The sequence below is a fragment of the Agrobacterium sp. BT-220-3 genome (assembly GCF_025910175.1).
GTDB classification, from domain to species: Bacteria; Pseudomonadota; Alphaproteobacteria; order Rhizobiales; family Rhizobiaceae; genus Agrobacterium; species Agrobacterium oryzihabitans.
The window spans coordinates 1,226,916-1,242,191 of the sequence record NZ_JAPAIX010000001.1; the positions used below are offsets into that span (position 1 = coordinate 1,226,916).

Below are 15,276 nucleotides of genomic sequence, written 5' to 3' on the forward strand. Positions count from 1 at the left end.
GCGCAATTTTCCCGGACTCGATATGTCCGGCACTATCAACAGGAAGAAAACCCTTACATGACAAAAGAAGAAGTCCTTGAATTCCCGGGCATCGTAACCGAATTGCTGCCGAACGCAACATTCCGCGTGAAGCTTGAGAATGAGCACGAAATCATTGCCCACACCGCGGGCCGCATGCGCAAGAACCGTATCCGCGTTCTGGCGGGCGACAAGGTTCTGGTCGAAATGACGCCTTACGACCTGAGCAAGGGCCGCATCACCTACCGCTTCAAGTAATCCGTTTCAGCATCGGACGCCCGGGCAGCGCAATGACAATATCAAAACAAAAGCTCGTTCTGGCATCCGGCTCGCCGCGGCGGCTGGAACTGCTGCATCAGATCGGCATCGAGCCGGCACGTCTGATGCCGATGGACATCGATGAGACGCCCGCGAAGCTTGAGCATCCGCGCACGCTGTGTCGTCGCCTGTCGCAGCAGAAGGCCGAGGCGGCCCATGCGGCGCTGAAAAGCGAGCAGGCCTGGAAAGACGCTTACGTTCTCGGTTCCGACACGGTTGTAGCCGTGGGGCGCCGCATTGTGGGCAAGGCGGAATATACCGAGGAAGCCTCGGCGGCGCTGCATCTTCTCTCCGGGCGCAGCCATTGGGTCTATACCGGCATTTGCCTTGTGACACCCGGCGGCAAAATCCGTCAGAAGGTTGTGGAAACCAAGGTGCGCTTCAAACGCCTCTCCACGCGTGAGATCGAAGCCTATATCGCCTCCGGGCAATGGCGCGGCAAAGCGGGTGCCTATGGCATCCAGGGTATTGCCGGTTCGTTCGTTCAGAAACTGACCGGCTCCTACACCAATGTCGTCGGCCTGCCGCTCTACGAGACCATGTCGCTTCTTTCCGGTGAAGGATTTGAGGTGACGTCGGGCTGGCTCGAAGGATAGACCATGGCAAAACCATCCCAGGAAGGCGTGGGAAATGTCACGCCGCTTCGGAAATCACAGCCATGCCCGGAATGCGGGCGACCCTCGACCCGGGACGATTATCCATTCTGTTCCGATCGCTGCCGTTCGCTCGATCTCTCCCGCTGGCTGAACGGCTCCTATGCCATTCCCGTCGCGGATGATGAGAGCAGCGCCGGTGGACAGGATACCGGCAAGAATACGTCCGAATAACATCACGCGCCGCCGGAAGTTCCGGCGGTGAATTGCATATTATTTTCAGGGCTTTCGCCCGCAATATATTCACAGGGCCACTCATAGCCCGAAAAGCCATATTGAAACCCGGCTGGCGTCCTCCCCCGGCAGCCATTAAGGTTCCCCGATGGACGCGAGCTTGCAAAAAAGAGTGAGCCATGGCGCGCTGCTGTTTGCGGTGCTGGCCGTCTGTCTCGCCATATCGGCGACGGTGCTGCTTGCCAATGACAAAAAGCACCTCAAAAACCTGCTGACCTATCTCAACCTTGTTCCTGCCACTCGTGCCGTCGAGCAGCCTGCCCGGATGAAGCCCGTCAAGCGGCAAAAGCTCGCCGCGCCGAAGCTCGATCTACCACCCCATCTGCTGAAATTCGAGCAAGCCGGCGGCAGGGCATCCTTTGCACGCGACTTCGTTCTTTCCGGCAAAGACCTCTGCGACCGCTTTATCGCGCAGGGTTTTTCCACCCCGCAAGGCTGGCACGTCAGCACGGTGAACACCCGCAATTTCGAATGCATGGCCGAACTCGTGATGGAGAATACGGCAGGGTCTGCCGAACGGGCATCGCTTTTCCTTGACATCAGAGGTGGGGCCTCCTGCGAGGTTCGCTCCATCAGGATGAAGGCCGTTGCGCCTGAGACACCGGACGGCAGCGCTATTCTGACAAAGCTTGAAGAGGCGCTGGCCCTGATCATCAGGCAAACCCGCTGGGCCGACCTAGCCAGCATCCTTGAACCCGCACGCAGCAGGCAGCCTTATCAGGCACAGCACTTTGGTATTTCGGTCTCCATAAAGCCGGAACCGGTTGCGCCGCATCGCCTGAACATCATTTTGCTGGCAACAGAACAATCCCCGGGGCTGAAGCTGACACGCAGCTTTTTCGACACGGAGAAATGGCTTCCCGCCGCAACCGTTTCGGATAATCCGACACTCTATCGGCCGTAGGATAACCACACCTGTCAGTGCAAGATGGCTTAGCCTATCGCCGCCAGTTTGCGGCGGACCGGCGGGATTCTGTCATTTTGCTGTGCCTGGCGCTTGGCTTCCCATTGAAGCGCGGTGCGAACGATGGTTTCCAGATCGTTGAAGCGCGGACGCCAGTTCAGCTCCGACTGGATGCGAGCGGAATCCGCCACCATCGTCGCAATATCACCCGCACGGCGCGGACAATGGATGATCGGGAAATCATGCCCGGATTGCCGCTGCACCGTGTGCAGCACATCCAGCACCGAATAACCCACACCATAACCGCAATTGAGCGTTCTTGTGCCGCCACCGGCGCGCAGATGCGCCATGGCCAGCATATGTGCGTCAATCAGATCGCTGACGTGGATATAGTCGCGAACACCCGTGCCATCCGCGGTCGGGTAATCCGTTCCGTAAACCTCGACCTGGTCGCGTCGGCCGGTCGCGGCTTCGCACGCTACCTTGATGAGGTTCGCAACACCGGTGGGGGAAGGCCCTGCCCTGCCCTGCGGGTCAGCGCCCGCAACGTTGAAATAGCGCAGCGCCACATAGTTGAAATCATGCGCCTGCACGACATCGCGCAGCATGATTTCGGAGGCGAGTTTCGACAGGCCGTAGGGATTTTCCGGGCTGAGGATCGCCGTTTCGGGAACCGGGCCATCAAAGGGCTGGTTTCCGTAGACGGCTGCTGTTGAGGAAAAGATGAAATTGCGAATGCCATGGCCGACCGCTGCCGCAACGAGGGCGCGGGTCGTGCCAGTATTGTTTTCGTAATATTCGAGTGGCCGGCTGATCGATTCAGGAACGCTGACGGAGCCGGCGAAATGGAAAATGGTCTCGATCTGGTTTTCTTCGAAAATCTGGCCAAGCAATGTGCGATCCGCCGCGTCGCCCAGATAGAAACGCGCCGCCGGCGCTATCGCCCAGCGCGATCCCGTCGAAAGCCGGTCGACAACAACGACCTCCTCCCCGGCGTCGAGCAGAGCCCACACCATGTGGCTTCCAATATAACCGGCCCCACCGGTAACAAGAACAGCCATGACATTACTTCCCTGTTTGCTTTTCTTGATCCCATCAAAGCCAATAATTCTTCATCATTGATTACTTGCACAGCGAATACGCCATCAAACCCTCAGCCCTCTGAAAAGGTGGCTTACGATTGGTTAGCGCAATAAAGTGCTTTTTATTTATTAGATGAAAATGTTCTCATAAAAGGAACAATCAGCGCATAGCATAGAAATGCGCTCACGTCGATGGCTACGCCGTGGGGTTGTAGTTTTCGCAGCTCATCGTGATTTCTGGGGCAGATTTGCACCTGCCGCGCAGCATGATGCGCGGCGCGGCAGGGCAAAGATTTACCGGCCGAGAATGTAAGACGCCAGCCGATCGGCTGCGTCTTCGATCTGCTTGGGGTTGCGCAGAAAGCAGGCGCGCAGGAACAGTTCTCCGCCTTCGCCAAAGGCGGTGCCAGGCGCGAGGCCGACGCCGGTCTTGTCGACGATATCCAGCGCCGTGGCGCGGCTGTCCGTCACGCCGTCTATCTTGAGGAAGGCATAAAGGGCGCCGTCCGGCTTCAGGGTTTCGACACGGTTCGTTGCAATCAGGGCGTCGCAGAGTATGTCGCGGGAGGTCAAAGCGCGCTCATAGTTTTCGCGGACGAAACCATCACCATGATCGAGGGCGGCGACTGCGCCACGCTGCATGAACTGCGCCACGCCGGAGGTGGAATATTGAATGAGGTTCTCGATCACCTGCCCGATGGCGGGCGGCGCCACGAGCCAGCCGACGCGCCAGCCGGTCATGGACCAGTTCTTCGAGAAGGAGTTGGCGAAGACGATCTTGTCATCCGGTTCCATGACGTCGAGGAACGACGGCGCACGGGTGCCGGCATAGTGATAAAGCGCATAAATCTCATCCGCCACGATCCACAGATCATGTTTGCGGGCAAGCGCCAGAACATCGCGCAGATTGTCGCGTGTCGCTGTCCAGCCGGTCGGGTTAGACGGCGTGTTAATGAACAACGCCCTGGTCTTGCCGGTGATCGCGCTTTCCAGCTTGCCGATATCGAGATCCCAGCGGCCATCGTGAAAATCGATGCCGACAGGAACGGCCTTTGCGCCCGCCACGCCGATGGCAGCGACGATATTCGGCCAGGTCGGCGTGAGATAGACCATTTCGTCGCCCGGCGACGTCAACGCCTGCACGGCAAGCGCAATCGCCTGCATGCCGGAACCTGTTACGTAAAAATGTTCAGGGGAGAGAGAGGCTGCAAAGTGACGCTCGTAATAGCTGCTGAGCGCCTGTCGCAATTCTGGAATGCCGCGTTGCCAGGTATAGAAGGTCTCGCCATTGTTGAGCCCGTCGATGGCAGCCTTGTTGATGAAGTCGGGGCTCGGCAGATCACCTTCGCCGACCCAAAGGGGCAGAAGATTGTCCCGTCCCCGGGCATAATTCACGACCTCGACAATGCCGCTCTCGGGAGCCGCCAGAGAGCGTGCACTCAGACTGTTCAAAATGGACATTAAAGACACTCCGTTTGGTGTCTTCTTATCCCATGGAGCAGCCGATATGCATGATATTCCGTGAGGCGGTCATGGATTTTCTTTATGGATCGATCCCCGGCCGGAGATCGCCGCCCACATGGGCCAGCAATCAGGCCGGGGATACTTCCGATTTTAACGCGTCTTGAGCAGATCGCGGATTTCGGTGAGAAGCTTGACGTCTTCCGGCGGCGGCGCTGCTTCCGCCTTCTCCTCGACCTTCTTGGTCTCGACCGAGGCCCGCAGCTTGTTGACGCCCTTGACCATCAGGAAAATGATCCAGGCCAGAATGAGGAAGTTGATAAGAACCGTGAGAAAGTTGCCATAGGCGAAAACGGCGCCCTGATCGCGGGCGGCGGCGAGCGAGGGGGCGGTGACGCTGGAACTCAGCGGCAGGAAGTAGTTCGAGAAGTCGAAGCCGCCGAAAATCGCGCCGACGATCGGCATGATGAGATCGTTGACGACGGAATCGACGATCTTGCTGAAAGCCGCTCCGATGATCACACCCACGGCCAGATCCATGACATTGCCGCGGGCAATGAAGGTTTTAAATTCATTAAGCATTCAGTTGTCCCTCTCTCCTGCTTCGCGAGCTGAAGCTATGTGACTGTCCCTACACGCTCAACCATATAGCTTCCTTACCCCATTTGGAATTCGTCAAGATTGCATTTATTAGCTTTTTTGTACGCCAGCACCCTGTTTCTGCGCATTTTCCGGGCATAAAACCGCTACACGCTTTTAGTGGGAAATGCTCTCATCTTGAACTTTATGATCAGACCGCACTCATTCTCAACGGCCCGGAATTCGCCTATGCTCCTCTTCGGGAATTCTGGCATGGGGAGGATGCGTGCTTCCTGGGTGGATCATATTCGGTTCGGCCTTCGCTTATGTCCTGCTGCTGTTTGCGGTTGCAAGCTACGGGGACAGGAACAGCCGCAAAAGAAACGCCCCGGAAAAAGGGCGACCGTTCGTCTATGCGCTTAGCCTGGCGATCTACTGTACCTCATGGACCTATTTCGGCGGTGTCGGGCTTGCCGCAGACAGGGGGTTGGAGTTCCTTGGCATCTATACCGGGCCGATCCTCGCCTTCACCATCGGCATGCCGATCATTCGCCGCATCGTCGAACTGGCAAAAACGGAAAAGCTGACATCGGTTGCGGATTTCATCGCCGCCCGCTACGGCAAGAACTCCACCGTGGCGATGATCGTCGCCATCATCGCGCTCGTCGGCGCCATTCCCTATATCGCCCTGCAATTGAAAGCCGTTTCCAACTCGGTGGCGACGATGGTCGATCCCGGCGATTACGGCATTGGCAGCGGCAATCTCTATTTCCTCGATCTGCCGCTGGTCGTCACCATCGTCATGGCGGGCTTCGCCGTCATGTTCGGCACGCGCCACACCGATGCCACCGAGCATCAGGATGGGCTGATCCTGGCGATTTCGATGGAGTCGCTCGTCAAACTCGTCGCCATGTGCACGGTCGGCTTTTACGTCCTGTTTGTGCTTTTCAACGGTCCCTCGCATCTGTGGCAGCTCGCCTCCGGCAATGAACAGGCCATGAAGGCCATATCCTACCATACGCCCATCAGCCGCTGGATCGTGATGACCCTGCTTTCCGGCTTCGCCATCATCCTTCTGCCGCGTCAGTTCCACGTCACCGTGGTGGAAAACCGCACGCCGGAAGAGCTGCGCATGGCGGGGTTCCTGCTGCCGCTCTACCTCATTGCCATCAACATCTTCGTTCTACCGATCGCGCTTGCCGGCATTCTGACGCTCGGCGCAAATGGCGATGCCGATCTTTACGTCTTGCAACTGCCGCTCGCCCATCAGATGCCGGTCGTGTCGCTGATCACCTTCATCGGCGGGTTTTCGGCGGCGACAGCGATGGTAATCGTCGCCTCTGTCGCGCTGTCGATCATGATCTCCAACGACATCGTCATGCCGATCTTTCTGCGGCAGAAACTGTTGAACCGTTCACCGCACCGGGACAACTTCGCCAAAACGCTTTTGAAAATCCGAAGAACGGCGATCTTTGCGGTGATGCTTCTCGGATACGGTTATTACCGCGCCGCCGACAGCGCCACGGGACTTGCCTCTATCGGCCTTCTGGCCTTCGCCGCCATCGCCCAGATGGCCCCTGCCCTCTTCGGCGGCCTGTTCTGGCGGCGGGCCAATGCGCGCGGCGCGATTGCGGGTCTCAGCTCGGGCTTTTTTGTCTGGGCCTATCTGCTGTTTTTGCCAAGCTTCGGCGGGCCTGACAATTCCGAGGTCGCGGCGAACATTCTCGGCTTCCTGTTTTCCGGAAGTACGGTCTTCAACGGTCCGGAGGCAGACCCATTCGTAAATGCGGTCATTCTCAGCCTGCTCGTCAACAGTCTGGCCTTTGTGCTGGGCTCGCTCTCGCGCAATCCACGGCCGGTGGAGCGCATCCAGTCCGGCATCTTCGTCAAGCGCCATTCGAAATCGCAATTTGCCACGCGCGGCTGGAAAACCCGCGTCAGCGTCGGCGATCTCAAAAGCGCGATCGCCCGTTATCTCGGCGAAGAGCGCATGCTGCGCTCCCTGGCGACCTATGAAAAGACGGCGGGCAGGAAGCTCAATGACGACCAGCCGGCGGATATGGCGCTCATCCATTTTTCCGAACAATTGCTCGGCAGCGCCATCGGCTCCTCCTCCGCCCGTCTTGTGCTGTCCATCATTCTCCAGAAGGCGGAGGATACCAGCGCAGACACGGCCTGGCTGCTGGATCAGGCAAGCGAAGCCCTGCAATATAATCAGGACATGCTGCAGACCGCTCTTGCGCAGATGGATCAGGGCATCGCCGTCTTCGATAGTTCGCAGCAGCTGACGATCTGGAACCGGCGCTTCCGCACCCTTCTGGATTTGCCCGAGCAGTTCGGTCAGGTGGGCGTGCCGCTCACGGATATCGTCGCCATGCTGCAGGAACGCGGTGACATGCCGGCCGGCGATACGAATGAGCTTATTACCAGCTTCCTCACCATGGACCTGCCCTTTTCGCTGGTGCTTGCGGGCGGCGAGCGGATTATCGAGGTGCGTTCCAACACCATGCCTGACAAGGGCATCGTCGCCACATTCACCGACATTACGCAGAGGGTGGCGAGCGACCAGGCACTGAAACAGGCGAACGAAACACTGGAGCAGCGCGTGGCGGAACGCACCGTGGAGCTTACCCGCGTCAACCGCGAACTGGCGGAGGCGAGAGCATCCGCCGATGAAGCGAATATCGGCAAGACACGCTTTTTCGCCGCTGCCGGTCACGATATCCTCCAGCCGCTGAATGCAGCGCGCCTCTATTCCTCCTCGCTTGTCGAGCGGCTTGGCGCGTCGGGGGAAAGCGATCTCGTGCAGAATATCGATTCAGCGCTCGAATCGGTCGAGACCATTCTCGGCGCAGTGCTCGACATTTCCCGCCTCGACACGGGGTCGATGAAGGCGCGCATGACATCGGTGCCGCTGAACGAATTGCTGAAACGAATCGACACCGACTTCGCGCCGATGGCGCAGGAAAAGAACCTGGACCTGGTAGTCATGCCCACGTCGCTCACGGTGCGCTCGGACCCCAATCTCCTGCGTCGGCTGATACAGAATCTGGTCTCGAATGCCATCAAATATACGCTGACGGGCAAGGTCGTCGTCGGCGCGCGCCGCAGGGGCGGCGAGGTTGTCATTCAGGTCACCGATTCCGGCATCGGCATACCGGCGTCCAAATTCCGTACGGTCTTCAAGGAATTCGCCCGTCTGGACGAAGGTGCGAAAACAGCGTCCGGCCTCGGGCTCGGGCTTTCCATCGTCGATCGGCTGTCGCGCATGCTGCACCATCCGGTGCAGCTCATTTCAACGCCCGGAAAGGGCACGACATTCCGCATCCACCTGCCGCGCGAGGCGGACCGGATCGCACCCGCGAAAGCCGGTGGTGCAATCGTCAATCCGGCGGCGAGCGATCGCCTTCACGGTATCAGGGTCCTGTGCATCGACAACGAGCCGAAAATCCTTGAGGGCATGACCCTCCTGCTCTCGGGCTGGGGCTGCGAGGTGTTACCCGCAGGCTCCGTTGCGGCGCTGGAGGAACCCTTCCTGACCCTGACCGCAGCACCTGACGTTATCGTCGCCGATTACCATCTGGACGATGGCGACGGCATCAGCGCCATCCGCTTCATCAGGACTTTTTACGGCAAGGCGATCCCTGCCCTGCTTTTGACGGCAGACCGCAGCCCGGAAGTGCGAAGCGATGCGGAGAAATACGGGATTTCCGTCCAGCACAAGCCGGTCAAGCCGGCGGCCCTGCGCGCCTATATCAACCAGATATCCAGCACGGCCCGCGCTGCGGCGGAATGAAAAACTCCCGGACCTTGCGATCCGGGAGCTTTTTGCTTTCTTGAGCACGTCTAGTTTAAACGGAACCGTTAAACGTGTTCTCTCTGTTTGTTTTAGCGCATTTTCCGGACGTAAAACCGCTACGCACTTTTACTGGAAATGCTCCGAATGCACCCGTCAGGCCGCGCGGCTCAATCGATTCCTCCCAGTCGCAGAGCCCTGCTCCATCTGGAACCGCTGAACCAGATCGAGCAGCGCCTCCACCTCGCCGGACAGTACCCTGCTCGCTGCGCTTGACTGTTCGGCAAGGGCTGCGTTCTGCTGGGTCATCTGATCCATCTGGTTGACTGAGCTGTTGACGTTGTGGAGTGCCGAGGACTGATCCTGCGTTGCCGTCGCAATGGTTTCAACGTGCTGGCTGACGGTGACGATCTGCCGGCTGATGGCGGAAAGTACGGTGCCTGCCTCCTGAACCAGCTTCGATCCCGAGTTGACCTCCTGTGTCGACTGATTGATGAGCTGCTTGATTTCACGCGCCGCGTCGGCGGAACGTTGCGCAAGCTCGCGTACTTCCTGCGCGACGACGGCAAAACCCTTGCCCGCTTCACCCGCACGCGCCGCCTCGATGCCGGCATTCAGAGCGAGAAGGTTGGTCTGGAAGGCGATGTCGTCAATGACCTCGATGATCTGCTCGATCTTGCGCGAGGCGCCTTCGATACGGCCCATGGCGTCAACGGCATTGCTGACGACCGAACCGGAACTGTCGGCGCTCTGCTTGGTGATGCGAACGGCCTCATTGGCCTCCCGCGCACGCTCGGCCGAGGACCTGACAGTCACCGTGATTTCGTCGACGGCGGCGGCGGTCTCTTCCAGCGAGGCGGCCTGATTTTCGGTGCGCTTCGACAGATCGACCGACGATTGCTCGATTTCAAAGCCGCTGTGCTGGATGATGAGCGTGCGCTCGCGGATCTGGCCCAGCGCATCGCGCAGGTTGAGAAGGGATTCGTTGAAATCCGTGCGCAGCCGGTCCAGACGGCCGGCAAACGGCGTTTCGATGGTGCGGCTCAGATCACCGCGCGAAAGCCTGCCTAGACCGGAGGCGATTTCCCCGACTGCAAATTCGATCTGGCCGTCCAGCTCCTGCTTCTCGGTATCGTTGCGGTGACGTTCCGATTCCGCCATGGAGCGTTCCTCGGCACTTTTTCCCTCGATCGCGAGCTTCTCAAGCGCATTCTCGCGGAATATCACAAGAGCACGGGCAATGTTGCCGAACTCGTTGCTGTTGGTGGCATAGGGGATCGGCGTATCGAGATTGCCATCCGAAAGAGACTTCACGGCATCGGCAAGCCTGCTCAACGGCTGCAGGGTGCGCCTGATAACGAAATAAGCGAGCAGCCCCACACCAACCATGGCGAGGCCACCGCAGATCAGCATCAAGTCGCGCAGCCCGTATATCTGGGCTTCATAGACTTCCATCGGAACGCCGACAAAAAGGATGCCGACGGTTGCCCCGGTCTTGTTAACGACCGGCATGTAACCGGTCATGTAATTGACGCCGAAAAGCGTGGCCGGGCCGAAATAGGCTTCACCCTTGGTGACTTTTTCGAAAGCAGGATGATCGGTAGCGAGCTTCGTGCCTGCTGCCCTTTCGCCCTTTTCATTTTTCAGATTGGTGGTGACACGAACGTATTCGCCGGCCTTGGTTTCAAAGACGGTGGCGATGCCGCCGTTTCCAGCCGCCGTGCGGTCGACAAGGTCGTTATCGCGCAAGGTTCCGATGCTGGCGCGGCCGACGCTCTTCAGCTCGCCGTCACCCATGTCGAGGGCAACGCCGCCGACCTTCATCTCGTAGAGGATTGCCATGCCGCGCATTGCACTGTGCGTATCGCGCAATGCGGTCGTGATAATATTGTCTTTCAACCGCATATAGGTGGAAACACCGACTGCTGCGACACTCAGCATGATCAGACCAAGCGTGAGCGCGACGACTTTACCCGCAACGGACTTAAAGAGCCGGTTGTGCATGAAACAGTTCCCCAAAGCCAAACCTGTGACAGTTCTAGTTGGCAACTGTTAAAAAACGCGAAATGACCGGCGAAATAAGGCGTTCCGCAGCTGAAATACTACCCTCGGTCTGCGCGAGGCGAGCCGGACAAGGAGGACGGGGCAAGCCCGTCCGCGATCAATGGATGTAACCGAGACGGATCGCCTTTGCGATCGCCTGAATGCGGTTGACGGAATCGAGCTTGATCGTCGCCGAACCGAGATAGGCATTGACGGTGTGCACGGAAAGCCCGAGCTTGACCGCGATCTCTTCGCTGATACGGCCATCACCGGCCAGTTGCAGGCAGGCGATCTCCCTCTCGCTCAAGGCTTCCGAAGGTGCCGCCTTGCGCTCGTCCAGCGCCAGCATGTCGACCATGATCTCGCAGCATTTAATGTGCTGCTCGATGACGACTTCATTGTCGAGAACGAGATTGCTGCCGCAGAAAACGATGTAGCCGTTGCCGATGGTGCCGAGCCGCACCGGCAGGGCCAAGCCCGCATAGGGCAATGTGTCATTCTCGATCCGGCGCAGCAGCGCCGGCACGTCGGGAAGATCGGCAAAGCCGCCGGCATTCTTGTTGCGCCAGATGACCGGAAGCAACGAGGTCTCGATATGATCGAGAAGAATATCGCCGACAGCGCGGATGAACTGCGTGCTCTGTTCTGCGGCATTCATGCCCCAGTTTTCCAGCTCGCAGGTCATCTTCTTCTTGTTGGGGAAACCGGAAGCGGCGGCCTTCGTCACCACGAAATTCCGCGCGCCGACCACCTTCTGCATGGCGACGAGTTTCGGAAACAGGTCCGACCGGGTTGTCACGACTGGGCTGCGGTGAAACATCCCCGTTTGACCAAAGCCCTCATTGTCCTTCGTCTGTACCATCGTTCGATGCCTATACAAGGTTGTTGCGCACGGCGTAGGCGATTGCCTCCGAGCGGGTTTTCGTCGCTGTTTTACGCATCACGCTTGTAATGTAATTATTGATCGTATTGCGAGAAATGCCAAGGATCATCGCAATTTCGTCACTGGTCTTGCCTTCGGCGATCCAGAACAGGCACTCAAGCTCACGTTCGGTAAGATCGATATCCCGCACCGCTTTTGCTTCGCTGGCGATGCCGAAACTGACGCAATACCCTGTCAGCAGGGCGATTTCGCGCAAACGTTCGGGTAACGGTACCGCATTTTCCGGAAACAGCAATAGCAGCGAAAGCCGGATGCGGCCCACGCAGAAGGACAGGGCCGAATATTGCCGGTCGATACCGTAGGGAACGGAAACGTCGTCGGGAAGGAAAAGCAATTTCGGTCGCAGAAGCGAAAGGCATTTTTCCATTTCGCTTGATCTGTTCTGGCTGTTCGTCAGTTCAACACCGAGCCTGCGCACCAGATCGAAGGGCCAGTCGGACGTGACGATAAATTTCAGCCCGGTTTCTTCGAGAAGATCATCCCGCGCCAGCAGATAATGCGAGGCGCCGGCGTAGGTTACGAGCAGATCCAGCGCGCCTGAAACGTTACCGGCAGCGGCCGTGGCAGCGACGTTTTTGGCAAGCTGGTCGCGCGGCAAGGGCTTACCCATGCCCTCCATAGGCTTGGCAGACAGCCTGCGGATATCAACATCGACTTTCAATCGCCTACGCCCTCTTGCTCCCAGCGGGAGATTATACATCGGGATGGAATCATTCCATTCGAGAAGCTTACCAAAACGGGATGGCGCACCCCCGGAGACCGAATCACTTCATTTTATGGAACCGACCGGAATTTGCCATTACCTGACAACAGCCTTTCCACGTATTTCCCTGCTCGTCTATTGCTAAAAAAACATACTGAAAAGCTGGCCAATCCATAAACGGCATTCTCAACCTATTCCCAGCAAACTGTATCGTTGCTGAATTTTTTGTAAACAGTGTCCTGAAACGAGAATGCAATCGCGCGCCTGCCAGCATATCAAAAAGCCCCTAAATGCGCAAAAGGCCGGGTAAACCCGGCCTTTTTCAATATCACGCGGCTTTTTCCACCGCCCATTTGCGAAGAATCTTGGCTGCTCTTTCCTCGCTGATTTCCACCATGCGGGAGAGCCTGCGCTCGGGTCCTTCGCGAACGCGGCGGTTGAAGGTGCCTTCGCTGTCGCCGCCAGCCAGAAGGTCGTCGGTGCTGTCGAAGCCGAAATCCGCCCCGAAACCTTCCATGAGACCACCTGCGCCGGCATCCATGCCCGGGGAGAAGTCAGGCAGTTCGAGACCTGCGGCCTCCTGGCTGAGCTGGCCTGCCGCTGCACCGTTGCCGGCAACCGAGCGGACCAGGGGACGTACACCGAGCCAGATGACGAGGAAGGCGACAGCGACGAAGGCGAGCGAGTTGATGATGCCTGCCGAATTGCGGCTCAGCACTTCCATGATGCCCGGTCCGCTTGCGGCTTCATCGAGCAGCTGCGTTTCGAGGAAGTCCATGGCCGTCAGCGTGACCATATCGCCGCGATCGGAAGAAATGCCCGCAGCCGAGGTTACGATCTTCTGCATTTCGGCGAGATAGGCGTCGATCTTTGCCTGATCGGCGGGTTCGCCGACCATCTTGGCAATGCGACCCTTGTTGACGACCACGGCGACCGAAATTTTCTCAACGGTATAGCCGTTCTTGACCGTGGCGACCGTCTTGGAATTGATCTCGTAGTTGGTCTGTTCTTCTTTCTTCGCGGACTGGTCGGAAGACTGTGGACCACCGGCACCGCCCTGCGGCGCTGCCTGCGGCACGTTCTGCTCCACGGTCGCTGCCGTGTCGGGCTGCGTTTCCTGGGACTTCTGGTCTTCCTTCACCGTGCGGACGGAGCGCTCGACGCGCGATTCCGGATCGTAGACGGTTTCCTGAATCTGGCGGCTGTCGGTATTGAGCTGCGCAGTCACGCTCGAGCGGAAATTGTCCATGCCGAGGAAAGGCGCCAGCGCCTTGTCGATATTGGTGGTGATTTCCTGCTGGACGTTCTGCGCCAGCGTCAGCGAGCGGTTCATGGCGGCATTGGTGACATCGTCGCCGGAAGCCAGAAGCTGGCCGGTCGAATCGAGCAGCGTCACGTCATCGACTTCAAGACCTGGAACGGCCGAGGCGACGAGGTGACGGATGGAGGCAGACGCCTTGCGCCCGGCGGTGGCACTGGCGCGGATCATGACCGATGCGGTGGGCTTCTGTTCGCCACGGCGGAAATTGCCGACATCCGGCATGACGATATGGACGCGTGCGGCCGCAATCCCGTCAATCTGCTGGATGGAGCGGCTGATCTCGCCTTCGAGGGCGCGAACCCGCGTCACTTCCTGCATGAAGGAGGTCAGGCCGAGAGAACCGACATTGTCGAAAAGCTCATAACCGGCATTGGCGCTGTCGGGCAGGCCGCGCTCGGCCAGCAGCAGACGTGCCTTGCTGGTAAGCCCGACGGGAACCTGAAGGCTCGAACCATCGGTTCCGACCTGAAAGTCCAGCCCCGATTCGGCAAGCGCAATGCTGATCTTGTTGAGGTCGCTCTTTTCAAGTCCCACATAGAGAGTCTCATAGGTGGGACGGTTCACATAGAGTGCCGCTGCAAGGATAACGGCCATGGACAGAACGCCCACGCCGCCCAGCATCAGAAGCCGTGTCTGACCGAGAGCCGCGACATTCTTCAAGACCTGAGGGATTTGATTTAACAGATTCATTCTGTTCCGCACCGTCATTCATAGAGTCCGAGACCTTTTGGCCCCGTGGTGACAATAGGGTGCGAAGCTTGCGCGAGCGTTGCCTTTCTCCGTTATCCGCGAAGGGGAAGGAAACGCGAGGGTGAATGGATGCGGGGAGGTCTAGAACAGATCGAAGTCGCCGGAGGCCTTGTCGAGCGGCTGGGAATGGCCGTGGCGGAAGGCCGCACCCAGCGCCTTCTGCATCTCAGCAAGCTTGACGAGGCTGAGTGCGGTCGAGACGTCCACGATCCACTCACCGGGGATAGAGCCCGTGATGGTATCGATGAACTCGGCAAGGCCGCGGGTCTTTTGAACGGCAAGGTCGATGCCCTGCAGCAGCTTGACGCCGTCACCGGACAACTGGCCGCTGGTCGCTTCCAGCAATTGCGGCTCGATGCGTTCGATGAGATAGGCGACGTCGTGCAGCTCCGATACCACGCGCATGAGAACATCCGGCAGGGCTTCTTCGAACGGAGTGGTGCCGGTGTGGTCTGCAATCTGCATTGGAAA

At 58.6% G+C, this 15,276-nt stretch carries 13 protein-coding genes; 5 read left to right on the forward strand and 8 right to left on the reverse strand.

Annotated features, from left to right (window positions below; all coding sequences use genetic code 11):
* Positions 1–57 precede the first annotated feature (57 nt).
* The 4 genes from infA (at position 58) to OK142_RS06240 (ending at position 2,127) form a co-directional block, all read left to right on the forward strand.
* Positions 58–276 (forward strand): translation initiation factor IF-1, encoded by a 219-nt coding sequence (gene infA / locus OK142_RS06225; RefSeq protein WP_003493814.1) that lies wholly within the window; start codon positions 58–60, stop codon positions 274–276.
* Positions 277–308: 32 nt separating this feature from the next.
* On the forward strand, positions 309–932 hold the full coding sequence (locus tag OK142_RS06230; RefSeq protein WP_313614365.1) for a Maf-like protein: 624 nt from the start codon (positions 309–311) through the stop codon (positions 930–932).
* Between the two features lie 3 nt (positions 933–935).
* Positions 936–1,163: a DNA gyrase inhibitor YacG gene (yacG, locus tag OK142_RS06235; RefSeq protein ID WP_003493810.1), complete on the forward strand. Its 228-nt coding sequence runs from the start codon at positions 936–938 to the stop codon at positions 1,161–1,163.
* Between the two features lie 148 nt (positions 1,164–1,311).
* Positions 1,312–2,127, forward strand: coding sequence for a DUF6030 family protein (locus OK142_RS06240; RefSeq protein ID WP_498681630.1), 816 nt, complete (start codon positions 1,312–1,314; stop codon positions 2,125–2,127).
* Positions 2,128–2,156: 29 nt separating this feature from the next.
* Here the strand turns inward: OK142_RS06240 and galE are convergent, their stop codons facing one another.
* The 3 genes from galE to mscL all read right to left on the reverse strand — a co-directional run bounded on the left by galE (position 2,157) and on the right by mscL (position 5,252).
* The gene (galE, locus tag OK142_RS06245) at positions 2,157–3,188 is read right to left on the reverse strand and encodes a UDP-glucose 4-epimerase GalE (RefSeq protein ID WP_035241584.1); all 1,032 of its coding nucleotides are present in this window, start codon (positions 3,186–3,188) and stop codon (positions 2,157–2,159) included.
* A gap of 315 nt (positions 3,189–3,503) precedes the next feature.
* The gene (locus tag OK142_RS06250; protein ID WP_216330695.1) at positions 3,504–4,670 is read right to left on the reverse strand and encodes a pyridoxal phosphate-dependent aminotransferase; all 1,167 of its coding nucleotides are present in this window, start codon (positions 4,668–4,670) and stop codon (positions 3,504–3,506) included.
* Positions 4,671–4,823: 153 nt separating this feature from the next.
* Positions 4,824–5,252, reverse strand: coding sequence for a large conductance mechanosensitive channel protein MscL (mscL, locus tag OK142_RS06255; RefSeq protein WP_082183707.1), 429 nt, complete (start codon positions 5,250–5,252; stop codon positions 4,824–4,826).
* Between the two features lie 283 nt (positions 5,253–5,535).
* Between mscL and OK142_RS06260 the strand changes: the two genes are divergently transcribed.
* The gene (locus OK142_RS06260) at positions 5,536–9,045 is read left to right on the forward strand and encodes a PAS domain-containing hybrid sensor histidine kinase/response regulator (RefSeq protein ID WP_498681632.1); all 3,510 of its coding nucleotides are present in this window, start codon (positions 5,536–5,538) and stop codon (positions 9,043–9,045) included.
* 156 nt (positions 9,046–9,201) lie between these two features.
* Here OK142_RS06260 and OK142_RS06265 read toward each other — a convergent pair whose 3' ends face one another.
* The 5 genes from OK142_RS06265 to cheT all read right to left on the reverse strand — a co-directional run bounded on the left by OK142_RS06265 (position 9,202) and on the right by cheT (position 15,270).
* The gene (locus tag OK142_RS06265) at positions 9,202–11,049 is read right to left on the reverse strand and encodes a methyl-accepting chemotaxis protein (RefSeq protein WP_498681633.1); all 1,848 of its coding nucleotides are present in this window, start codon (positions 11,047–11,049) and stop codon (positions 9,202–9,204) included.
* A 157-nt stretch (positions 11,050–11,206) separates the two neighbouring features.
* Positions 11,207–11,908 (reverse strand): transcriptional regulator VisR, encoded by a 702-nt coding sequence (visR, locus tag OK142_RS06270; protein WP_003493793.1) that lies wholly within the window; start codon positions 11,906–11,908, stop codon positions 11,207–11,209.
* A 52-nt stretch (positions 11,909–11,960) separates the two neighbouring features.
* Positions 11,961–12,692, reverse strand: coding sequence for a transcriptional regulator VisN (visN, locus tag OK142_RS06275; RefSeq protein WP_035241582.1), 732 nt, complete (start codon positions 12,690–12,692; stop codon positions 11,961–11,963).
* Between the two features lie 370 nt (positions 12,693–13,062).
* Positions 13,063–14,745: a flagellar basal-body MS-ring/collar protein FliF gene (fliF, locus tag OK142_RS06280; RefSeq protein WP_318283507.1), complete on the reverse strand. Its 1,683-nt coding sequence runs from the start codon at positions 14,743–14,745 to the stop codon at positions 13,063–13,065.
* Positions 14,746–14,886: 141 nt separating this feature from the next.
* The gene (gene cheT, locus OK142_RS06285) at positions 14,887–15,270 is read right to left on the reverse strand and encodes a chemotaxis protein CheT (protein WP_082183700.1); all 384 of its coding nucleotides are present in this window, start codon (positions 15,268–15,270) and stop codon (positions 14,887–14,889) included.
* Positions 15,271–15,276: the final 6 nt, after the last annotated feature.